11 protein-coding genes are annotated in these 24,191 nt (G+C 61.2%); all 11 read right to left on the minus strand.

Annotated features, from left to right (window positions below; all coding sequences use genetic code 11):
* Nucleotides 1–41 precede the first annotated feature (41 nt).
* A complete protein-coding gene (gene ppsA / locus WCT10_02030) occupies nt 42–2,510 on the minus strand; it encodes a phosphoenolpyruvate synthase (protein MFA6603603.1) in 2,469 nt (822 codons plus the stop codon).
* Between the two features lie 47 nt (nt 2,511–2,557).
* Nucleotides 2,558–4,009 carry a pyruvate kinase gene (gene pyk / locus WCT10_02035; GenBank protein MFA6603604.1) on the minus strand — a complete coding sequence of 484 codons (1,452 nt, stop codon included), beginning with the start codon at nt 4,007–4,009 and terminating at the stop codon, nt 2,558–2,560.
* Between the two features lie 174 nt (nt 4,010–4,183).
* A complete protein-coding gene (ftsZ, locus tag WCT10_02040) occupies nt 4,184–5,425 on the minus strand; it encodes a cell division protein FtsZ (GenBank protein MFA6603605.1) in 1,242 nt (413 codons plus the stop codon).
* A 310-nt stretch (nt 5,426–5,735) separates the two neighbouring features.
* Nucleotides 5,736–6,992 carry a cell division protein FtsA gene (gene ftsA / locus WCT10_02045; GenBank protein MFA6603606.1) on the minus strand — a complete coding sequence of 419 codons (1,257 nt, stop codon included), beginning with the start codon at nt 6,990–6,992 and terminating at the stop codon, nt 5,736–5,738.
* A 34-nt stretch (nt 6,993–7,026) separates the two neighbouring features.
* Nucleotides 7,027–7,392: a diacylglycerol kinase gene (locus WCT10_02050; protein MFA6603607.1), complete on the minus strand. Its 366-nt coding sequence runs from the start codon at nt 7,390–7,392 to the stop codon at nt 7,027–7,029.
* Between the two features lie 13 nt (nt 7,393–7,405).
* Nucleotides 7,406–7,855, minus strand: coding sequence for an rRNA maturation RNase YbeY (gene ybeY, locus WCT10_02055; GenBank protein ID MFA6603608.1), 450 nt, complete (start codon nt 7,853–7,855; stop codon nt 7,406–7,408).
* Between the two features lie 77 nt (nt 7,856–7,932).
* A complete protein-coding gene (locus WCT10_02060) occupies nt 7,933–9,108 on the minus strand; it encodes a hypothetical protein (GenBank protein ID MFA6603609.1) in 1,176 nt (391 codons plus the stop codon).
* A 12-nt stretch (nt 9,109–9,120) separates the two neighbouring features.
* The gene (locus tag WCT10_02065; GenBank protein MFA6603610.1) at nt 9,121–9,723 is read right to left on the minus strand and encodes a hypothetical protein; all 603 of its coding nucleotides are present in this window, start codon (nt 9,721–9,723) and stop codon (nt 9,121–9,123) included.
* A 189-nt stretch (nt 9,724–9,912) separates the two neighbouring features.
* Nucleotides 9,913–10,326, minus strand: a complete 414-nt coding sequence (locus WCT10_02070; protein ID MFA6603611.1) for a hypothetical protein — start codon at nt 10,324–10,326, stop codon at nt 9,913–9,915.
* A gap of 12 nt (nt 10,327–10,338) precedes the next feature.
* Nucleotides 10,339–21,972 (minus strand): IPT/TIG domain-containing protein, encoded by an 11,634-nt coding sequence (locus tag WCT10_02075; GenBank protein MFA6603612.1) that lies wholly within the window; start codon nt 21,970–21,972, stop codon nt 10,339–10,341.
* Between the two features lie 21 nt (nt 21,973–21,993).
* The gene (locus tag WCT10_02080; GenBank protein ID MFA6603613.1) at nt 21,994–24,177 is read right to left on the minus strand and encodes a pilin; all 2,184 of its coding nucleotides are present in this window, start codon (nt 24,175–24,177) and stop codon (nt 21,994–21,996) included.
* Nucleotides 24,178–24,191: the final 14 nt, after the last annotated feature.

Consider the following 24,191-nt stretch of genomic DNA (forward strand, 5'->3'; position numbering starts at 1 on the left):
CGTTAAAACACCCCGCTCCAGGCGGGGTGTTTTGATTCGGACTATTTCTTCTTTTTGGCGGGCTTACTACGGGCGGCCGGCTTCTTCGCGGCCGGCTTTCGAAGCTGCTCCTCGGTCTCGGCGATCGCCACCGAAGTCTTAAGCAGCGAATCCGGATTGAGCGAGATACTGTCGATCCCCTCCCGCACCAGGAACTGCGCGAACTCCGGATAATCCGACGGCGCCTGGCCGCAGATACCGATCTTCACCTTCTTCTCCTTGGCGACGCGGATGACGTGCCGCAGCGAATCATAGACCGCGTCATTCCTCTCGTCGTACAGCCGGCTGACGAACTGGGAATCGCGATCGACGCCGAGCGTGAGCTGTGTCAGGTCGTTCGACCCAATGCTGAAACCGTCGAAGATCTCCGCGAACTTGTCGGCTAGGATGATGTTCGACGGGATCTCGACCATTACGTAGACCCTGAAGCCGTCCTTGCCCCGGACCAAGCCGGCTTCGGCCATGGTCGCGAGCACTTTCCTGCCCTCCTCCGGCGTGCGGCAGAACGGGATCATGACGATGAGATTCTTGAGCCCCATCTCCTCGCGCACTTTCCGCACGGCCCGGCACTCGAGCAGGAACGCGGCTTTGTACTTCTCGTCGTAATACCGCGAGGCGCCGCGCCAACCGATCATCGGATTGGACTCGACCGGTTCGTAGGCGCGCCCGCCGATGAGATTGGCGTACTCGTTAGTCTTGAAATCAGACATGCGGACGATGACGTCCTTCGGATTGAAGGCGGCCGCGAGCCGTCCGATGCCCTCGGCCAGCCGGTCAACGAAGAAGCCCGTCTTGTCGGCGTAACCCCGGGTGATCTCGTCGATCTTGGCGCGCGTCTCGTCGTCCTGCTTGTCGTAATTCAGGAGCGCCAGCGGGTGGACCTTGATGTAATTGGTGAAGATGAACTCCGTGCGGGCGAGGCCGACGCCACGCTGGGGCAGAAACGAATATTCGAAAGCCAGCTCCGGCTCGCCGACGTTCAGCATGAGCGCGGTCTCCGGGATCTTGAAGCCTTTGAGTTTGGTGCGGCGCATTTCGAACGGCAGCAGCCCCTCGTAGATCTTGCCCTGCTCGCCCTCGGCGCAGGAGACCGTGACTTCCTGGCCATCCTTCAGGACCGCTGTCCCGTTCACGGTCGCGACGACCGCCGGCGTGCCCATCTCGCGCGAGACGATGGCCGCGTGGCAGGTCCGGCCGCCGCTATTGGTGATGATGGCCGCGGCTTTCTTCATGATCGGCACCCAGTCCGGATCGGTCATCTCGGTCACGAGCACTTCGCCCTCCTGGAATTTGACCATGTCGTGGACGTCCTTGATGACCCGCACTTTGCCGGAACCGATCTTCGAACCGATGGACAGGCCGGTGGCCAGGATCCGGCCGCGCTTCTTCAGCAGATATTCCTCGATGACGTTGAGGTCGCGTTCGGCCTGGACCGTCTCCGGCCGCGCCTGGACGATGAAGAGCTCGCCGGTCTTGCCGTCCTTGGCCCACTCCATGTCCATAGGCTGCAGGTGGCCGGCGCGCTTGGAATAATATTCCTCGATCATCGTGCCCCACTTCGCGAGCTTCAGGATCTCGTCGTCGGTCAGACAGAAACGCTGACGATCCTCGGCGGAAACCGGCACGGTCCGGATGGTCGAACCGCCCTCAAGACTGTAAATGATCTTAGTCTCCTTCATACCCAGCGTCTTGCCGACGATCGGCCGGAAACCCTGGAGCAGGGTCGGCTTGTAGACGTAGAACTGGTCCGGATTGACCTTGCCCTGGACCACGCTCTCGCCGAGGCCGTACGCGCCGTTGATCAGGATCGCGTCCTTGAAACCGGATTCCGTGTCGATCGAGAACATCACGCCGGCGCAGGAGAGATCGGAACGGACCATCTTTTGAACGCCGACCGATAGCGCCACTTTCATGTGATTGAAGCCTTTCTCAACGCGATAGACGATGGCGCGGTTGGTGAAAAGCGACGCGAAGCAGCGTTTGACCGCGTCCTGCAGAGCGAAGTCGCCCTTGATGTTGAGATAGGTATCCTGCTGGCCGGCGAAAGAAGCGCCCGGCAGATCCTCCGCGGTCGCCGAAGACCGGACGGCCGTATCCACTTCCTGGCCGCCATAGCGGGCGCACATCTTCTTGTAAGCCGCGGAAATGGCCTGGCGCAATTCCGGCGAAACCTCGGCCGCGAGAATCGCCTGGCGCACGAGTCCGCCGCGCTCGGCCAGATCCTCGACATCCTTGACGTCCAGACCCTTGAGGATCGCCGCAATCTTCGGCCGGATGCCAGCGTGGTCGAGGAAATGCCAGTAAGCCGCGGAGGTCACGGCAAAACCGTCGGGAATCGGGATGCCGCGCCTGGTGAGATTCTGGAACATCTCGCCCAAGGAGGCGTTCTTGCCGCCGACGATGGCGACGTCATCCATGTCGATCTCGCTGAAGAATTTGATGAACGGCGCGGCGACTGGCTTCTTGGACATAAGATGAACGGATGACGCCAGCCCCGGCGGCCGGCGTCGTTTTTTATCTATTCGATCGATTTAAGTTCGATGAGATTGAGGCCGCCCGAAGAACCGACCGGTTCGCCGGCGATGGCGATGATAAGGTCGCCTTTTTTGACGGCTTTGACCTTCTTCATGTAGCCGATGGAGCGGTCGATGAGTTCCTCGATGGAGTGGCAGCGCGGCAGCAGGAACGGCACGACGCCCCAGGACAGATTGAGCTGATGCCGGACGCGCTCGGAATCGGTGGAGACGTAGATCGGCATCTCTGGACGGTAGCGGCTGACGATGCGGCCGGCGTTGCCGGAAAGCGAGGCGACGAGGATCAGTTTGGCCTTGGTGTCGCGGGCCAGGATGTTGGCCACGCCGGACACGGCTTCTTCGGAACTGGACTTGCCGGACAGGAAACCAGGCTCGCGTTCGGTGTTGTCATATTCCGACATCTCGGTCTCGTGGATGATCTTGGCCATGGTGCTGACCGCCTCGACCGGATACTTGCCGGAAGCGGTCTCGCCAGAAAGCATCACCGCGTCGGTGTGATCGATGACCGCGTTCGCGACGTCCGAGACCTCGGCGCGGGTCGGCCGCGGATTCCGCATCATGGAATCGAGCATCTGGGTCGCGACGATGACCGGCTTGCCGGCCGCGCGGCACTTGTCGATGATGCGTTTCTGAATGAGCGGCACTTCCTCCGCCGGCATCTCGATGCCGAGATCGCCGCGCGCGACCATGATACCATCGACCGCTTCGATGATCTCGTCGATATGCTTCACAGCCTCGTGTTTCTCGATCTTGGCGATGATGCGGATCGGCGGGACGTAAACATAGCTGCCGCCGAGCTTGGCCTTGTGATCCTCGATCAGGTAGCGCAGGTCGTAGACCTCCTTGGCCGACCGGACGAAAGACAGCGCGATCCAATCCACGTGATGCTCCACGCCGAACTCGACGTCCGCCGCGTCCTTCTCGGTGATTGCTGGAATGGACAGCGTTGCGGTCGGCAGGTTGATACCCTTATGCGACGTCAGGATCCCGCCGGTCACGACCTCGCAGGTGATATCCCGGCCTTTGACTCCGATGACGCGCACATCCATGAGACCGTCGTCCAGGAGCAGCCGGTCGCCGCTTTTCACATCTTCATGCAGCTTCTCATAACCGACCGGGATCTTCGGCGGCGCGGCCAGGCGGTCGGTCGTGAACACGACCTTCGTCCGCGGCACAAGTTTGACGCCTTCCGCGGGCAGATTGCCGATCCGCACTTTCGGTCCCTGGAGATCTTGAAGAATAGCCACGGGCTCGTTGGTCTGGCTCGAAAGCATCCGCAACGCGCCGATGAGCTTGGCGTGCTCTTCGTGAGTGCCATGGGAAAAATTCAGCCGAGCGACGTTCATGCCGGCGCGAACCATGGCCGTGAGAGTGCTCGGGCTGCCGGAAGCCGGCCCAATGGTGCAGACGATCTTGGTTCTCTTATTTTGGCTCATAAGGCGGTTGAGGCAGGCTGTCTGTGAGGTTGCGTCCGCCGAGCTTAGCTTCAGCGCGACTTCTCGAATAATTATACCAAAAATCAGCCTCCGGCAGAATGGCTGTCTGTCTTCTGACGGATACAAAAACCACCGAGCTGATCTCGGTGGTTCGCCATTATGCAATCTCTGCGCTTAACCCATCTTGCGCCTGATGAAGGCTGGGATCTCCAGATCCTCTTCGGCCGCCGGTTCTTCAGCCCGATTATCCCGGATGCCGGCCAGGACGCGTTTGACGAATGGAGCGGTCGACGCAGCCTGTTCGGCGGCTGCCGGAGCGGCTTCCGCCGCTTTGACCTTGACCGTCTGGCGCGGCTGTTCTTCAACAGCCGCGGCCGAAGCGCGGCCGTCCTTGGTCAGAAAACGATTGGCCGAATAGCCAGCCTGGTCAGCGGCGCCTTTTTCCTGGCGCAACATCTTGCGCTCGCCGTCGAATCCGGTCGCGATGACGCAGACCTTGACCTCGTCCTTCATGGATTCGTCGATGACCGTGCCGAAGATGACCTTGGCGGTCTCATGGGCGTTCGAGGTGATGATCTTGGCCGCCTCCGAAACCTCATGCATGCCGAGCTTGCTGCTGCCGGTGATGGTAAAGAGAACGCCACGAGCCCCCTCGATCGAAACCTCGAGCAGCGGGCTTGAAACGGCGCGTTTAGCGGCCTCCACGGCCCGATTCTCGCCGGAAGCGCGACCGATGCCCATGAGCGCGGTGCCGGAACCGTTCATGATCGCCCGGACATCGGCGAAATCGACATTGATGAGTCCGGGAACGGTGATGACCTCGGAAATGCCCTGAACACCCTGGCGCAACACGTCGTCAACGGTCTCAAAAGCATCCAAAAGCGAAGTGTTCTTATCGACGATCTGCAACACGCGATCGTTCGGGATGGTGATGATGGTATCGACCTGATTGGCCAGTTCGGCATGAGCGCGTTCGGCGATATCGCGGCGCTGGGCGCCTTCGAAACTGAACGGTTTCGTGACCACGGCGACGGTGAGGGCCCCGAGATCGCGGGCGATCTCCGCGACGAGCGGCGAGCCGCCGGATCCGGTGCCGCCGCCGAGACCGCAGGTGATGAAGACCATGTCCGCGCCCTTGAGCGCGTCACGGATCTCGTTCTGGCTCTCTTCGGCAGCCGTGCGCCCCAGTTCCGGATTCATGCCGGCGCCGAGACCGCGCGTCGCGGCCTTGCCGAGATGGATCTTCTGCGGCGCCTGCGAGTAATGCAAAGCCTGCACGTCGGTATTGGCGGCGATGAATTCAACGCCCTTGATCTTCGACTGGATCATCCGGTTGACCGCGGAATTACCGCTGCCGCCGATGCCGATCACTTTAATCTTGGCGAACGTTTCGATTGCTGGTTTGACCTCGGCCATAAAAAAATGTGGTTGTCGCGTCCCCGCGCCTGGCGCGCACGGATCGTCTTCGGGGTGATTATTGCTTCGCTAAAACTATAGGCGAGGACGCACTCACGTGTCAAGGCAAAAATCCGCCAAATGAACACAAAAAATGTTCATTTTGTCCCCAGTGGTTGCGCGAGAGAGACGGAGTCAGGGAGTTTAAGAGTGCGGGAGTTCAGGAGTGCTGGAGTGCTGAAGGATGCCGGAACTTCCCCGCTCCTCAACTCCCCCACTTCCAACTAAAAAACCGCTCCATAGAGCGGCTCTTCTAGTTACTAGTTGCTAATCAGTGGACCATCGCGCCAAACCACTTCTTGAGATGCTCGGTGACTTTTTCGACCGGTTTGGATTTCGACCACTCGCCCTTGCGGCGCGCGGGCGTTTCCTCAGCTTCCCGCATCGCCCACTGCATGAGTCCGATGGCGGTCGTGTAGCCGAGATCCGTGACCTTGTCCGTGATCGAAGTGACGCCGATGGGATAGCCGAGCGAAACCGGCAGACGCAATTTTTGCTTGGCCAGGTCAGTGAGTCCGGCGACCTTGGCGCCGCCGCCGGTGATCACGATACCGGCCGGCAGCATGCCGCTCCGGTCGATCTTCTTGAGTTCGCCATCGACTTTCTCCAGGATCTCCTCGGCCCGGGACTGGATGATGTTGGCGACGTATTTCAAGGAGACCATCTCATCCGAATCAGCGCCCATCTCCTTCAGATTGATCTCTTCGCGTTTGGTAAGATCCTTGGAGACCGCGCGGCCGTAATTCAGTTTGACCTTCTCGGCAATGTCGATCGACGTCCTGAGCCCGATGGCGATGTCGCTCGTGATGTGGTCGGCGCCGATGGGCAAGGTCGCAAGATGCATGATATCGCCCTGCTCGAAGACCACGATCGAGGTGGTCGAACCGCCGATATTCACGACCGCCACGCCCAATTCTTTCTGCCGGGGCGTCACGACGACCTCGGCCGCGGCCAGGATGCCAAGCACCAGATCATCGATATTGACGCCGGTGCGATAAACGCATTTGGTGAGATTCTTGATATGTGCGGAAAGCCCCTGGACGATCTGCGCGTCGACCTCGAGCCTGATGCCGGTCATGCCGACCGGGTCCTTGACCCCCGGCTGGGAGTCGACGGTGAAGGTCTTGGGGATGACGTGAATGATCTCGAAATTGACCGGGGTGGCGATATTCTGCGCGGCCTCGATCGCCCGCACGACATCATCTTCGCGGATCTCGCCGTCCGGACGGGCCACCGCGACCACGCCTTTGCTCACGAGCGAAGAGACGTGCGTTCCCGGAATGGCGATCATAGCGGAACTCACCGGTACGCCGGTCATCCGCTCGACGCGCTCCAAGCAGCTCGAAACCGTCGAGACGGCATCCTCGATCGAGATGACCGTGCCGCGGGAGACACCCTCGGAAACCGTTTCCGCGGCGCCGAGGATGTGGACCGATTCCTTGTCGCCGACAGGCAAACGCTGCCCGACCACGATGCGGACGGCGCACGAACCGATGTCTATTCCGGCGAAAATCTGATCATTGGGCATAACGCTCGACAAATGTTTGGCGCTGCGAGGCCGTTCAAACTAACGCCGCCAGGCGCGGACCGAAGATCAACACGGCGATGATCACGGATCCGATCGCGGCAGCAAAAACCGTGCCTGCCATGATATCCTTGATGTCTTCGACATACGGATGCAGGCGCGGTTTGAAGAGATCGACCATGCGTTCAAAAATACTGTTCAGCAATTCTAACACGAGCACAAGTGCAATAGCAAGCGTCAAAATCGACCGTTCCGCGCCGGAAAGATCGAATACGGACATGAGGACGACGACCGCGGCGGCGGCGGCCAATTCAACGCGAAAATTCTGCTCTTCGCGGGCGACTTTGGCGATACCGCGGGCGGCGTAGCGGAAACTTTTGACTAATTTCTTCGGATCTAACATAGCATTCGCTCGATCAGAGGACTTTGGTCCTGAGCAGGACTTCTTGTTGGAGAAAAAACATCTTTTTTTCGCGGGCCGGGACGTTGTGATCGTAACCAAGGAGGTGGAGGAACCCGTGGACGATGACGAGAGCGAGTTCCTGCGCGCAAGGCCGGCCGATCTCGGCCGCCTGGCGGCGCACGCGGCCGGGACAGACGATGAGATCGCCGAGTCCGCCGCTGTCGGACAGGCGACGTTCTTTCCGGTCGAGCTCGTGATAGGCGAAAGACAGGACGTCGGTCGGCCGATCGAGACCGCGACGCTCGCGATTCAGCCGCCGCATTTCCGGCTCGCTCACGAAGACGATCGAGATCGCGGCCGCGCCGCTCCAACCAGCCAGCCGGAAAGACATGGCGAGTAATTTTTGCAGAGGCAGTTCCCGGAGACACGCCGGCGGACGACCATGAAGATCAACGCTCACCATACGCCTGAATCATACCGCAGGAGACGGGAATTGAAAACCGCTCCGGAACATTCCGGAGCGGTCGCAATTTCTTGGCTCTACTCAGCGACTTTCAGGCTATTCACCACCATCTTGAAAGTGACCGCGTAATCAAGTTTATTCTGGCCTCCCAGATTATAACTCACGATGAATATGCGCTTGCCCGCAGCCACGAAGGCCGTCATCTTGTCCGGGCTCAGGATCTCCTCGTGACCGCCGAGAGTCTTAAGCAATTGAACCTCGGAACCCACGACGCCTGGCGATTGTTCCAGATACCAATCCAAGAGCGTCTTGTCCGTATCATTGGTTTCGACCAACACCTGGATGAACTCACCCTTGGGCGACGTGAAGTAGGTTTCCTTGCCATCTTCGCCTTTCTCGCTCACGACCCAGGAGGCCGGACGGAAGATCTCGTAACCCTGGACCGCGCTCTTGTAGACAGCGATCCCCGGATTATTCACGAGCAGGGCCGGGCGCGGCCGGGCCGGATCGAAAAGGTTGAGTACCTCGTTCAGATCAACGAAACTGTCGCCGTCGGAATCAGGATTGCTCATATCCGAGCCGTAGATGCCGGTCTCTTCCGCGTCGGTCACGCCGTCAAAATCAGAATCCGCTCCCGGAGTCGGTTCGGGAGGTTCGCAATCAGCGGCGCAGGTCTCGAGAGTCTCAGGTTCCTCGCATTTGTTGTCACCGCAGACCGGACCGGGCGGCACGCAATCAGCAGAACATGTTTCCACGGTCTCCGGCGCCTCGCATTTGTTGTCACCGCAGACCGGACCCGGGGACGGGCAGTCGGCCGGACAAACGGCGAAATTCTCGCCGCTTTCGCATCGGTTGTCGCCGCAGACCGGACCGGCCGGAATATTGGCGTTGGTATTGATCGCGGGCTGGACCGGACCCTTGGCCTTCTGTCCGGGCTGGTAGACCAGGAAATAATACGCAGCGCTGCCGCCGAGAGCTAGCAACAGGAAAATGACGATCAGGATGATCGGCAACGCGCTGCGTTTCTTGGGCTGCGGCGGTTTGGACGCTGGAGGATTAGCCGCTGCTGCCGGAGCCGGCACTGCCGGTTTCTTCGGCGGCTCGACCACTTTCTTCTTCAGAGCCGCGCCATAAAACTCATCCGGAATGACGTGGATGACGGTCTCGGAAGAGTTGGCGCCAGGCAAAGCCGCGGTGGGCGTGCCTGGCGGTTTCTCAAAACCCGGATTCGGAGCGATGTTCGGGGTGTCCATGGGAATAGCGGCTTAGGGCGTCGGCGGCAGACCGGGCAATTTTCCCGGCCCCAGCGGATTATAGCCAGCCTTGACCTCGGCGCCATCAAGATAACCGTCACCGTCGGTATCCGGCTTCTTCGGGTCGGTCTTGTATTGGCGCACTTCTTCAAAGTCGGTCAATCCGTCGTTGTCGGTGTCAACGGCCTGCGGGTCGGTCCCGAGCTGCGCCTCCTCCATATCGGACAACCCATCGCCGTCGGAGTCGATCGGAGCGGTCTCTACGGCTGGCGGGACGATCGGCTCCTGCGGCTGCGGTTCGGGTGCTTGCGGCGCGGCCGGTTCGGGCTGGGGCTCTTGGGCCTCCGGTTGGGTCGGCTGGGCTTCCACATCGGTCGCCGCGGCCTGATCCGTTGGCGCCGCCGGAGCGGGCGCCTGGCTGCGATTCAAAAAGAAATACGCGCCGCCGCCGATCGCGGCCAGAACGATGACGCCGACAAGACCAAGCAGAAGCTTATTGGGTCCGGCCGAATACGCAGCCTGGGGCGCGGGAACGCCAGAACCAGCCGGCTGGACCGGCCTGGGCTTGTCCACTTCCGCGAAAATATCTACCGGTTCTTTGGCGTCGTCGAACATAAATTTATGTTATCTCAGCGAAAATACTACAAGCGATACCACAACCATTGTTTATTTCTTTGAGCTTATGATACAGCGGAATTCTTCTGTATTTATCATATCACATCTTTAGACCCGTTTCTATCACCCAAAATCGTCGCTAAAACCAAAATCATCTTCCCCAGCCAGGGAGGACGATCTTTTGCGGACTTATTTGCCTTTGACCAGCGGATCGCGGCCGGAACGATATTCTTCGCTGTCCGAAAGGCCGTCGCCGTCAGTATCGCTCTTGAGAGGGTTTGTCTTGAAGTTGTAATACTCGGCTCCGTCTCCAAGAGTGTCGCCGTCCGTGTCCCAATTATTCGGGTCAGTCCCGAGTTTGGCCTCTTCCGCAACCGTAAGACCGTCGCCGTCATCATCACCTGAAAGCGGCACTGGGACTGAAGGAGTATCCTGGCGCGGTTGTTGCTCACCCGCCTCAACACCTGATCCCGACTGCCCTACCGGCACTTGTGCCGCATCTTCCAGAACGGATCGAGATCTCAGATAGAACGCCAGAGCGCCACCACCCAACAGGACGACCACGAAAACCGACACGATGATAATGATGAGTTTCCGGTTCATAAAGAATTGATCTTAAGGCGTGCTGGTCTGATAAACATTCTGCGGGGTCAACGTCGGCACTCCAGAGGTGGGTACGGTCATGTCGAAGATGTACCAGTTTCCCTTGGTATTACTCGTACTCACAGGAGCCGTGATCGAAGTCAGCTGATACGCGCCGTTGTGCCAGCTGATATACATCCGGGAATTGACTTGGGAGAAATAATCGTAGCCATTACCGCTGTAGTCATTCACCCAGAATTTCCAGGTCCGCAGCACCGACCGATCATCATTCCACCGATATAACATTGTCTGCGGTGCGTAATCGAAAGTACCACAGGTGTTCCTGCCATCTGGATGGTAGCAGGACAGGAAAGCGTTCGGATTAGTATTAGCCACGTCTTGATTGCCCGGACTGCCGTACGACACTGTCGCGCTGCCTGGATCAGGAACCCAAAGATACGAATCAAGGAATCCGTTCAGGTCGCCATCCCAGATATATGCGGCCATGGCGTACCCGTAGGAAACCCGGGGCATCAGATAGAATTGCGGCGCCGACCAACTGTTCGCCGAACCGCTCGGAACGAACATCGAAGCTGCGTGATAACCGTTGACGTTGCGCTCCACGACCGCTCCAGAAAGGCCGGAAACGACCAGATTATTGGCGGGCTTGAACGGCAGCACCTTGAGCCGGACGCGGCAGTGCGCCGGCGTGCCAGTGGTCTTGACCACGTCGGCCAGATTATAATTGCCGCTGGCATCGGTCTGGATCGCGATATTATTCGGCGAACGATCGACGCCGCAGACGCCGCCGAGTTTCTTGCCGTTGGCCCAGATGAAGATCCCTTCGGTCACCTTGTCGTCGAGTCCGATCCAGCAATTGGCGCCGTTGCAGGCCGTCCGGACCTGTTCGTTCTTCGTCAGGTCGGCGATGGACGCGAGTCCGCCGTGATTGGAGCAGGCCGACTTGGCGGAATCATAGTTCAAACCAGTGCCCGTGACCGTGAGGTCGTTGCAGACACCGCGGTCGGCCAATTGAGTGGACGAACAAGCCGCGTCGTTCCACGTGCCGTCAGGGTACATCTGCGCGCAATTCTCATTGCCATCAGGGGAGCCGGTCCAGTTATCCGGCTGCTGCGTCGCCCAGTTATTGAAGTTCAGGGTCGTATCGGCATTGCAGTCGGTGTCGCTGCCGCAAGTCGTGACGCGATCGTAGTTGCAGACCGCGGCCTGAGCCTCGACAGTCGCGCCGACGATCGGAGTATTCACGAACATGGCGTCGCGCAGGTTTCCAGAAACAGCCATGCCTTCGCCAGGCCTGGTCCTGACCGTCCAGTTGTCATCGATCAGACTGTTGCAGTCATCGTCCTTGCCATTACATAGCTCTTTCGGATAGAAGACCAGGTCCATCGAGTTGGCTGGATTGCAATCGGCGACCTTGGCCAGCGTTGTCTTGGCGATATCCGGTCCGCCCCAGCAACCGGTGGACGGCGGCCAGGCCTGAATTTCGATCTCGCTGCCGGCGCAGGTCGTGATATTGAAAGAGATGTCGTAACTGCCATCGGCAGCCGTCATGACCTCCTTCAGATACGTAAGATTGCCGCCGTCCTTGCAATAGAGCTTGATCGGCGCATTGCCGACAACGCCCCTGCCGCCTTCAACCCTGAACACGCCCCTGATCTTCATCAGATTCTCATCAACCACGCCGTTGCAATTGTTGTCGCGGCCGTCGCAGACATCCTCGACACCCTCGGTCACCGAGAACGAACCGGTCTCGCCGGTGTCGCCGCTCTTCGTGTAGGTCAGGCTGAAATTCGGCCGCGAATCCCATTGGAGAGGTTCGCAATCCTTGGAGTTCGGCACGCCGTCGTTGTCGGCATCCGGATCGCAGGAATCCTTCAAGACGATCGGGTAGGACTGCGGCGGAGCGACGGGGTAGGGATTCGGGAACGGCCAGGAATTCGGCAGCTCCAACAAGTAGGCCTGCGGATTGAACAGGTTCCAGACGCCCTGCGGCGGCCGCACGTCACTATCTGTGTTGACCGTCGAGGAATCGTTGCAGGCTTTGGATGACCGGTCGACGCAGGTCCGTTTGCAGGTCTTGGCGTCGCAGCTAGCCTGGCCGGTCTGGCGTCCGAAGACCTGGTCCTGCGGCCTGGTGCTGACGCAGATCCAGTTATTGATCCCGGTCTCGCCTTCGCACTCTTCCGGTCCGGGCGGATCATGCTCGAAATTCTCCAGGATGTTGTTGCCGCAGAAGCCGCCGGTGACGGTGCCGAGCTTGCAGGCCGACGTGCAGTAAGTGCAGTCCTGGCCATAGGCCGGACGGCAGCGCTGGCCGTTCAAAGCTCCCCCGTCGCACTGTTCGCCGCGCGCGGCGCTCACGAAACCGTCGCCGCAGACAGCGTTCTTGCAGTTGACGCAACCGTCGGCGGCATCGCTGTTGCCATCATCACATTGTTCGCCGGTGTTCTTCACGCCATCACCGCAGCTGCCGGCTTCGGTGCAGCTCCAGTCGCCCCAGCGGCAGGCCAGCTGATCATCCTCCGTACCCGGCGCGTTGGCGTAGCAGGTGCGCCGCCAGCGCTTGTCATGATCGTTGGCATCGCAAAACTTGACGCAGGACCAATCCTGCCCGTTCGCGCCGAGGCCGCGGCAGTCGGCGTTGGTCGAACAGCCGGGCTGCGAAGACAGCTGCGTGCAGGTCGTCTGGTCCGCACCGGGCGGACAGCACAATTGCGGGTAATTCTGGACTCCGCCGTCGCAGACCTCGCCAGAACCATTGATCTTGCTGTCGCCGCAGCGCGGACCCAGCTCTTTGCAATCCCAGGAACACGATGGCGCACCATTGAAATTATATTGGCCGTTATCAGCGCCCAAATCACAGGCTTCGGAAGCCTGTTTCGCGCCGTCGCCGCAGCGCGGACCCAGACCGTTACAAGTCGAGTTGCACTGGCCGTAAGTCCCGTTGAGCGGACCGTCATCGCAGAACTCGCCGGACTGTTTGATGCCGTCGCCGCAGGAGCCGACCGCGCACGCCCCCGGAGCCTGCCATCTGCAATCCAAGCCGCAAGCTTTCCGCTGGACTCCCGGTCGCCCGCCGGATACGCAATCAATGATGGCCGGAGCCTGCCCTGGTTCGCACTCCTCCGGATTGGCGCCGCCGATCTGCACCACGCCATCGCCGCAATAGCCCTGGGAGCCGATCTCCGTCATGGCTTGGCAGCGCGGGCCAAGATCGTAGTTCACGCCGCTCATGAGGAGCGCGCCGCCGCCCTGGGGCTGGCAGCCGGCTTCAGGAGACCAGGCGCACTCCGACTTGGCGACGCATTCGTTCTGCGTGGTGTTGTCGGGATCGCTGCCGTCGCGCACCTCGAAACAGGTCGAGCCAGCCCAGTACATCTTCGCGTTGGCGGCGCACTTGCCGCCGAACCAATTACAGAAACCGTCCTGCGCCAGACAGGTGTTCTGTTCGGCATAGGCCGTGCACAGATAATCCTGCCCGGTCTCGAAATCGGCGTAGAGACGGAAATCCTGGCCGCCGACGCTCTGGAACTCATAGACGTGCGACTCGGCCGGACAGCGATAGACCTTCTCCGCGGCATTCCAGCAAGTGGCGGGATCGAACTTGCGCTTGTCGGCGCAAACGCCGTTCTCGTAGACGCAGATCTCGGCGTGCTGATCGCAGGCGGCCTTGTTCGGATACTGCGAACAGTAACCGGAACACTGCATGAGCTTGTTGACCGGATCGGCCACGAGACCGAAACCGAGTTCGCTGGCGAGGACCGACGTCCACGAGCCCCAGCTGCTGATCGTGCGGCCGGGCAGGAAAGTCCCGGACTCGAGCTTGGGATAGCCATCGCTCTTTTTGGCGACCAGCGCGTTCCGGAGCTGGACCAGATCGGTCCAGCGCTTCAAGTCGCGGATCAATTTATCCTTGTGAGCGCTGCAATAGAGGCCGGCGCGCAGCGGGTCGAAGCCGCCGTTCTTGACGCGGCAATCGACGTCGGCCGAACACGGGATCGGCTTGCCATTGTCGAGCGCCTGCATCCCCTCCTGGGCGGCATCCACGCAGTAGCCTTTGTTACTGACGTTCAGATTGAAATTTATCTTGTTCAGGATCTGGTCGAAGATGGCCTGAGTCTCCGCCGCCGCCCCGTCGCTGTAAGACAGGATGTTGACGTTGGTGTACAACCGGCGCTGCTGCTCGGCGGCGATGTCAACCTTGGCCACTGCCAGGCTATAGACCGTCCGCCCCTCGCGCAAAGCCGGATAGCCATCCACCGTGGTCGCTGTCGGATTGCCGCTGAAGCCCTGTTTCTGGTACCAATCGCTGATGCTCAAATGATCCAGATTGGACATGATGCGCAGACCGATGGCGTTCTTTTCCCAGGCTGTGGGCTTATCCGGGAAATTCGGGTCCAGCGGCCCCAAAGCGCGGTCGAACGTGAACAGATACTCCCGCTGGATATCGCGGCCAGGCTGCAACGAGGCGTACTTGGACTCGTTCAGGGCCGGTAAGAAACCGACGGCCGGGGTGCGCGGAGCGCTGCTCGCGGCGCCAGCTTGAGCCAGGCGCCGGCTGGCGCTGCTCAGGGCCGAAGACGTCCGCGAAAGGACTTTAACGCCGCTTTCGTTCAGCGCCGGCAGATCATCACCCTCGTCACCGCCCGCGGCGCCATCCCGACAATAATAGAAAGAAAGGTTCGTCGTGGGATCATAGAACGGGAACCACACCTGTTCGTCGCCGAGACAGGACAAGCTCGCTCCCCTGGCGGCATCCCAGGGCAAACCATGAGCCTGAACGTCGGTGCATTTCCGCCAGGACGGCCAGGGATTCCGGCACAGCATGACCGTGACCCTGGATTCGGCGCTGAGCGTCGAAGGCAGGCCCTGATCCAAGATCTCAGCGGCCACTCGGACCGACTGATCGCCATTGGCCGGGAACTTTTCGACCGGCGTCTTCCGGACCGAGACCCGGGCGGTTTCGGTTTCCTCCGGACGCGATCTGACGCAATCGGACGCCGCGGCGCAATTCTTGCAATCCGGACTATTATCCGCCTCGCCGATCTCGCAGAAACCGTTTCCGACCGCGGGACCGACGACCGTCGGCGCGACCACGATCGGCGAATCGTCAGGCTGAACGTCCCAGAACCATTTGAAACGATAATCCGGAGTGCTGTTCAGACTGGCCAGATCACCGCCGCGCGCCGGCTTGGCTTCGGCGACGAAATTCTGGTCGCCATCCAGCGAATCCTCAGGATCAGGATATACGGCCGCGTTCGTGTCCTCGGCGGTCGTGAACAGGTGCGAGACCGGAGTCAGTACCACGGAATCGATCTTGCAGACAGCGCCAGCGGTCTTGAATTCCGACGGGCTCGAATCGTAAAGCGGCACGCCGCCCGCCGTCCGCAGCACCTCGCCGGCCGGACGCAAGCCGTCGGCGCCGCGCAAAAGTATCGTGTGCGTGACATTGGGCAGATAAGAACCGGCGGACATGAAGGTCACCAGCCGCGGCTTGACGACGAGGTCGCCGGGAACACGGCAATAACCGGCATCAGCAGCTCGAACCGGCGAGACAGCGCGTTCCAAGAGGTCGAAGAGGAAAGAGATCAACCGCGCCGGAGCCTGCCACCAGGCACTCGACCGGACCTCCGGCCGGAGAGACGTTTCGCCCCAGGGCCGCAGCTGTCCGTTGACCGGCTGCCGGTCGGCGCAGGTATCGCCTTCGCCGCAATCGGCGTCCGTCGAGCACTGCTGGCCGGGTTTCTTGACGCAATATCTGACGGGCCGGCAGGAACCGCCGCAATCAGCGTTGGCGACGCAGGCAAGTCCGTTATTGGAACAGACGCTGGGCGCCTCCGCGGGCCGCGCAGCGCAAACGACGCCGAAAGAGCAGTCAGAATTGATCTGACAGCGCTCGCCGGTATCGGCGCAATATTTGGCCTGGATACAGGAACCGCCGCAGCCGGCGTCGTTCGTGCAGGTCTTGCCTGGATCATTGCTGCAGACCGAACGGCACGCTCCGTCAACGGCCGGTTCGTAAACTCCCACGTTGTCCCGAACGGAATTGATATCGACAGCTTCGCTGAAAGCGACTTTGACGGCCGTGTTGCGGCACACGTCTCCTTGTCCGGATAATGGGTAGACGAACTCCGGCACGGGCGCCGGCGCGCAACAGCCGTTCGCGGAGCAGCCCAGCGGCGGCGGAGCCGGATCCTCTGTAGCCATCTCGCCCAGCGACCGGCAATAGGTCTGAGGCTCGCTCTGTTCCAGACAGGAGCAGGTCAGGCTGACCGTGGCTTTGCCGACGCGCGTCGAATCGGAACCGAATTCGGTCAAGCCGGCCAGGACGTCATCCGACGGCCGAGCCACCGGCGGACCGGAGTAGACGCCGGCGCGGATGATCTGGAAAGGATCGATCCTGCCGTCGCCGCCGACCGGACCCGGATCGCAACCGGCCGCCTCGCCAGCGCCGACCACGCCATCGCGGCAGAACGACATTTCAGAATATTGCGCGGAAGCGCCTTCAAGCAGACAGGCTGCGGAACAGCCGTCTTGATTGGCCAGATTCCCGTCGTCGCACTGTTCGCCGGCCTCCACGATCCCGTTGCGGCAGCACCCCGTGCCGGTCGCTGCGGCGCAGGCTTTCGTGCCGGCGCGCAGACAAGTCTTCGGATCGCAACCGGCGGCCAGAATCGCATCGCTGGCGCCGGCCCCGCTGGCCGTATCACAGCCGATATCTTCGCCGGCTTCGGTCCGACCGTTGCCGCAATAATTGACGCAGGACGGCATGACTCCCTCGCTATCAGGCGCGACATCCAGACAAGATGGCAGGCTGCCCTCGCGCAAACAATTATTGCTGCAGCCGTCGCCGTTCGCGCGATTGCCATCGTCGCAAGCCTCGCCGTCGGCCAGCTGACCGTCGCCACAGGACGACTTGCCGGCCGCAGCGCCGAGCATGACGCAGCCGACGGTCGAGCCGTTGGGTTCCTGGCAGCCGGTATCGAAGACGGCGCGGACGGCGGAACAACCCGCGTCGCCGAGTTTGCAGCCCGCCGGTTCGGTCTCGATGATCGCCTCGCAATTTTCGCCGTTTTCCAACTGACCGTTGCCGCAGCACTGCGCATCATCAAGCGCCCCGCATTTGAGCGTGCCCAAAACTACGCACCGGCTGGCGTCGCACCCGCGCGTCGCCGGACTACCGACGGCCGCATCGCAAGCCGGGTCTTCCCAAGGCAGGTCAACCACGCCGTTGCCGCACTGCGGCATCTTGTTCTGAGACCCCGTATGCCGGCAATCGGAAGTGCAGCCGGCCATCATCTCCATGTTCGTATCGAGACGGACATCAGGAGCCGCCGGCGGATCAATGGATCCGGAGTTCGTGTAAAAACCATCGATGACGTTCTTGTCAGTCTTAGTCCAAAGCCAACTGTAAGCACTCGCCCGCAGCTGCTGGCCAAGATCATCGCATTCGTCAGGTTTGGCAAAAGGCACCGCCTCGAAATCGGCGCGCTGGCCGACGTATTGCAGCAGCACCGCGCTCGGCCTGACATCGGCATGATGGACGGCGCAAGGAGTGGGGCTGGTATTGGTCTTGAACTGCCAGGTGAAATAATCGCCGTCGTTAAGCTTCGAAAGCGGCACGCCGCTCCGACTCTTGATGAAACCGCTGCCGGCCGGCCGCTCGTCTTTTTTCGGATCCCAATATTGGCTCCGCAACCGGACGAGATAATTGGTGTTGCTCGCCAGGCCGGCCGAACCGATAGCGAATTCGAAGCGCCGGCCGCTCAGCTGACCGACCGAATCCACGACCTTGTTCACGGTCACGGTCTCATGGAAATATGGCGGCTGGCAGCTGATGTTGCGGCATTTGAGGACTTCGACATTGCCCGAAAAACTGGCTTCATCCATCGCGACGTTGAATTGCGCCCAGATCGCGGCGTTGCTGCAGGCGCTGCCGCAATCGGGAGCGTGAGCCGTCACCTGCGGATCAGCGAATTTGACGCTCACTTCGGCCTGGCCGGAGGTCTGCTGGCCGCCGCCCGGCGGCGCGAACGCGGCCGCGAGACCGACCGGATCCTCGGTCTCCGCCTTCGCGCGCACGGCCTGATAACACTGATGCTTGTCGGGCTGCAGGGACAGGATGTTCTCATCGGAGCTCCAGTTGATCTGGTAGATGCCCGGAGCGCACCGGAGGCGATTGCAGCTGATGTCGACCGGGAGGGCGGCGAAGCCGGCCGGATTCGCCGGCGCCGGAGCCTGGTTCGGAGCCGCCGGCGGCAGCCATTCCGGATTATCGACCTCGTCGCGATCGATCAGATATTTGAAAGGATTGACGATGACCTCGGAAAGCACGCAAGGAGCATCGGTTGCGGCGGTCTTGAATTCCAGAACGTAGTCGCCGCCCTGGTTGAGATCGTAATCACCGTCGAGATCAACGCCGTAGATATCCTTGATGCCGTTCTCGGAATCGCCGGACAAAGTGACCCGGTACCAGGTCTTCTTGGCCAGCAAAGCCCCGGCACCCTTGGGCGCGGCGACCAGGGACCTCGACCCCGGCGGCTGGGGCGGCAGGTTGGAATTCTCAAAGGTCACGTCGAACTGGCTGGTCACGTTGACCGCGGCAGCGCAGGCCGGAGCGATGCCATCGCCGCAGGTCTCGATCCGGTATTTCCCGGCGAAGGAATCGACCCGCATGAAATTATTGAAAGCCAGCTGGATGACCGTGCCAGTGCAGATATCCTGGGAGCCGGCGGACGGCGCCGGACTCTTGAAATCAACGGCGTATTTGGCCTGGCAGGTCTGTTCATGGCAAGCGCAGCGCAGGACCTGCGGCATCTCCGGCAGCACTTCGGTGCTGAACCGCCAACCGTAGGCACTGGTCGGCTTGGGAGCTTCGCAGGCAGCCTTGGTCGCCCGGCAGGAACCGTTGGGGCAGCAGACCGGCTTATCCGGCTGGTCCTTTTGGCACAGATTGTCGCCGCCGATCTTGGTGCAATCCTGGACCTTGAACGGTACGGCGTTCGAACTCCACTGGTTGTTGGCTTCGACGTAAACAGGACCAGTCTCCGCCTCCGGGGTCGCGGGATCAGGACGGGCGGCTGGCACGTAAGCCGAGACCTCCCGGTTCGACCAGGAAACGCCGGCATAAGCCCGGACCGCCGTGTTGGCCAAAAGGTTATTCTTTGAAAAATTGATGGAGTATTCGGTCAGACCGCTCTTGGTGCCGAAACGCTCGCCCAAGATCTTGACCTTGGTGGTGCCGGCCGGACCGTTATCCGGCTCGATGCTGCAGATGCCCGGCTTCGACGGATCGGAATTGATGGTGAACAGGATCGCTTTGCTCTCCTTGCCATCGCCGGAGCGCTGGACCGACAGGTCATACTGCTCCAACCGAACCGGGCAAGTACCCTTGTCCGAGCACTCGAAAGCCGTCGGGACTTTGACCACGATGTAGTTGCTGGTCCAGGTCGCTTTGCAGGGCGGAGCGGGCGGAACGCCGATGGCGACATCGCTGGCGTTGGATTTGGATACGAAACGCACCACGCCGCTCGAACCGAAGCCGCGGCCTACTATAGTAATATAGGCATCAACCGGACCGGCTGGCGGCAACACCTCGGTGATGGCCGGGGCTTCCGCTTTGTCGCCGGCGGAAACCAGGAAGATCGGATCATTCGTTGTCCACACGCCGGCAGCCTCGTTTCCGATCCTGACTCGGACAGGATACGGCCCGTCCTTGAGGGTCGGCGTAATGGCGGTGATCTTGTCGCCGGTCGACGCCCAGCCCTGGCTCGCGACGTTGGCCGCGCTGGTGCTGAGGAAAACCTGGCTCTCCCCCATTTCCCCGCCGAAATTGACGCCGCTGATGTCGAATCGAGTGCCGATCGGGCCGAAATTCGGTTTGACGAAACAAATGCCCGGCTGCGGCGGCAAAGCGGTGTCAACATCGAAAGTTCCGACCCAGCCGCGATCATTAGCGGTCGTATCCGCGAGTCCGGACAACGTCCTGATCTCGATGGGGCCGTCTTTGGCGTTCGCCGGAACCTTGACCGTGGCCTGGTTGGGTTCGACGCCGTTGGTCCACGAATCTTCGGGCGCGGCGCACAGATCGGCGACCGCGTCGTCATTCGGATCATTCACGTCGCCAAGGAAAATGACGCGTCCGGCCGGCGGTCCGAACATCTTGCCGGAGACCGTCACGAGCGTCCCGGGAGCGCCGGCCGCCGGAGAGACCGACTCGATCATGGGCAGATCGACGCATTTGCCGGCGACACAGGCGCCGGAAGCGCAATCAGCATCGCCGGTGCAAACCGCACCGCTGCAACGGCCGCAAGCCGAGGCTGCGCCGCAATCCACCCCATCCTCATCCGCGTCCTTGGCGCCATTGCAGCAATGCGTCGGCAGGACCTTGAAATTAGAAACGACCGGGGCGCTGGCGTTGCCGACGACGTCCTCGGCGGACGCGGCTGCGCCGTAAAGTGATCCGGCCGCCAACTTGGCCAGGTCAATCTGCACGGTGTCGATTGAAAAAGGATTCGCGAGCGCGGCGTTCATCTTCACGGTCTCGCCGATGATGGCGTCCGCCACCGGAGCGCCGGGAGCGCCGTCCTCGCCGACGGCCACGATCCCGAAAGTCAGGCTGACGGCAAGCTGGTTATCCTGGGCGATAGCCTGAATGTTCAGGGGCGCACTGCAGATTCCTGGCGGCGACTTCGGCATCGTCACGCGGACGTTCGGCGGCTCGAAATCAACCCAATCGCCGATCGCGACGGCGCGGCGGCAAAGCGTCCGGGCTTGCGCGGTCGTATCCTCCGGCTTGGCTCCGGGCGCCGCGCGGCAATCGAGCGGCTTGGCGTCCGGCGTTTTCAGGACATTGGTCTCAAAACCGGTCGCGCCGCCGTCAGCTTCGATGAGATACCAGACATCGCCCTTGAAACATGGCTGCCCGTTATCGCACTTCGAGTCCGGAACGAACTCGATGGTCTTGCCGACCACGGTCGAGGTCCCGGCATAAGCTTCGGTCTTGGGCTTGCAAGCGGCGATATCGAACGGAAGACTCTCGGCGCCGTCGCCCGCGCCCTGGATCCGCGGATTGCACTCCAAGACGCGGAAATGGCCGGTGACGCTCGCTGCGTCAATGCCATCATTGAAAGACATTTTGAGTTTGGAATTCTTGGACCAGCCGCGCTGATCATTCGGACCAGCCGGGGCCACGCCCTGAACCCTAAAAGTGGCGCCGCCGCCGAAGCCGTTGCCGCCGCCAGCGCCGCCCCCGCCGCCATCTCCCCCGCCGCCGACCTCGCCGCCCGCGGCGCCGATGATGAAACGCGCGATGGCGAAAGCCGACATGATGATCACGAGGCCGATGGCCGCGCTGACCATGGTCTTCTTCGCTTTGGAGATCTGTTCCTCATTGCCCTGGGAGGTCATCCAAAGGAAGCCGGCGTAGAGGATCAGGCCGACGGCGATGATCCCGAGAAAACCCAGGAAGTAGCTGATGATGCGGGCAACGGTCGTGCGGACATCGGTCGTCGTGAGACCGATCGCGGTCGCGTAATCCAACCCCAGATCAACCTGGGCGGAGACGGCGCGCGCCGACAACAAAACGGCGAAACCGGCGATGGCGGCCAATCCGGACCTGAAGATGTTGTTTTTAGCGGTGCGCATAACCATCTCGTTGGAACTTCTTTAAGGAGTGCGGGTCGGTCCCAGCTGGCAGTCGAACACTTCCTGGGGATTGCCGTCGCAGCACGAAGTGGCGCCAGCCGTGAGCTCGCAAGCGAAGCCCTGGCTCGGAAAGAAACAGTTCTGGAACGCGTCCTTGACCTGCGCTTTGACGACCGGCTGGTAGAGCGGCAGTTTCTCGGTGACAGTGTCCGTTTCCTCGTTCCAGTTCAGATCATTCAGACGGAAGAACCGCTCGTGTCCCAGATCAGTGACGGTGTGCTCCGTCGGACCCGCGCCCTGGATCGCGTTGCCGATGATGACGGCTGGCGGATCGATCGGCCTGGCGCAGGTCGAGATGTCCATCTCGCTCGTGCAGTCGGCGGTGCCGGTCTTCAGCCAGAGTCGGGCGTCATAGAACATCGTCGTGCCGCCGCGCATGGAAGCCGACATCATCGGTTTATTCCAGGCCAGCGTGACCGGAGCATCAACAGGCACTGACGACGGATCAGCCGGAGTGATGCCGGCGATCCGCGGCGGATCGAGATCGACCGCGCCGCCGATGCGATAATTGGCGACGGCCGTGTCGCTGTAAGCTCCGTAGTTCGACGGATCATTGCCCGGCGGAAAGACGTTCCAATTGAAAGCCTCGCGGCTGCCGGAGACTGGGCCCTCGGCCTTGCCGCTGCGATTGCCGTCGAGGGAATTACCGCTCATATCAGTGACACCATCGGTCGGATCAGCGGCTCCGGGCGGCACCGAACCGACCGTGGCCGCGCGGACCTGGAACGTGACGTTGGCGTTGGCCGGCAGGCAGAAAACGGACTCGCCGCAGGAATTCGTCACCTTGCCGCCGTCGCAGGGAGCGCTCGGAATGAACTCGACCGTGCGGTAGCGGTTGCTGATGTCCATCAAACCCTCAATCGAGGTGCAGGTGCCGCCGGTGCAGTCCTTGAGATCGATGAAATTGAAACCTCCGGATCCGGTCTTGCCGCGCGCGGTCGTCGGATCGAGCGGCTCGTTGAAATACGCGGCCACGACGCGATTCCGGGCCAGAGGATAGATGTTGAACGGACTGGTCGGTCCCGGCGAAAAATATTCGAGCTTGGGCGGCTCCAGGTCGAAGGTCGTGCTCGTCGTGAAGACCCAGAAATATCCGCCGTCGTTGCCCATGGTGTTGAAGGCCGGCTTCTGGATCGGAGCGGTTCCCGTCGGTGGCGGCACCCAAGCCTTGATCCCGGCGTCGCCGCCGCGGAGCGCCACGCGATAATCGACCGGTTCGTCATTGCTGCCGATGCCGGCCGGCCCGAACCTGAGGACGATGGTCTGGTTATTATCGGCGTTATAAGGCTCATCGACCGCCGTGCGCGTCACGGTCGGCGCGGGGCTGACGAGCTTGGCGGCCGGATACCGCTGCTCGAAACGATCGGCGACCGAGGCCGCTGTCGGCTCGCCCAGGTCACCCACCTCGATGATCTTGATATTATCGGTATTGAGCGTGAGGATGGTCTGCGGCGTGACAGGCGTCTCGATATGGCCTTCGCTAGCGCAGTCCGGCGCACAGACGACGTCATCAGCGACGGCAAAAGTATTGTTGTCCTTGTAATTCTTGAAAATGGTCGAAAGCACGACCGGCTTCTTGAAAGTGATCGCCACCTTGGTGTTCCGCGGCACGTTGGTCTGGCCCGCTTCCGGATAGTGGTATTCGATGCCGTAGCCGCGCTGGTTGGGGCCGCAATTGACGCGGCAGCCGCGCGAGAAAAAACTGCCGTCGCCGGAATCGCCGAGCGGACCAGTGAGCGTGTTGCCGGTCACGGCCCGGAAAATGAACGCCGTGATGGCGTAGGCCGACATGATGATCGCGAGACCGATGGTAGCGTTGATCAGGATCTTCTTGGCCTGCGTGATCTTCTCCTCGCTCCCCTGCGAGGTCATCCACAAAACGCCGGCGTACAGGATGATGAGCACCGCGGCCACGCCGAGAAATGCGAAAAACGCTTTGATGATGTTGCCGATGGTCGTCCGGATATCGGTCGTGCCGAGGCCGATGGCGGTGGCATAATTCAAACCGAGATCGACGCCGCTCTGAGCGAACGCGACAAGCGGCAAACCGATGGCGGCCAAGATAACGCCAATGACCGCGACGGTGATCGCGGTCTTAGCTGGCGCCGCACTGGCGCCGTTCCGACGATTTATCCTTCCAAGCATGGGAGAGAAGGGTG

It is taken from the genome of Patescibacteria group bacterium, assembly GCA_041667185.1.
Taxonomy (GTDB): Bacteria; Patescibacteriota; Patescibacteriia; order SG8-24; family SG8-24; genus JBAYFM01.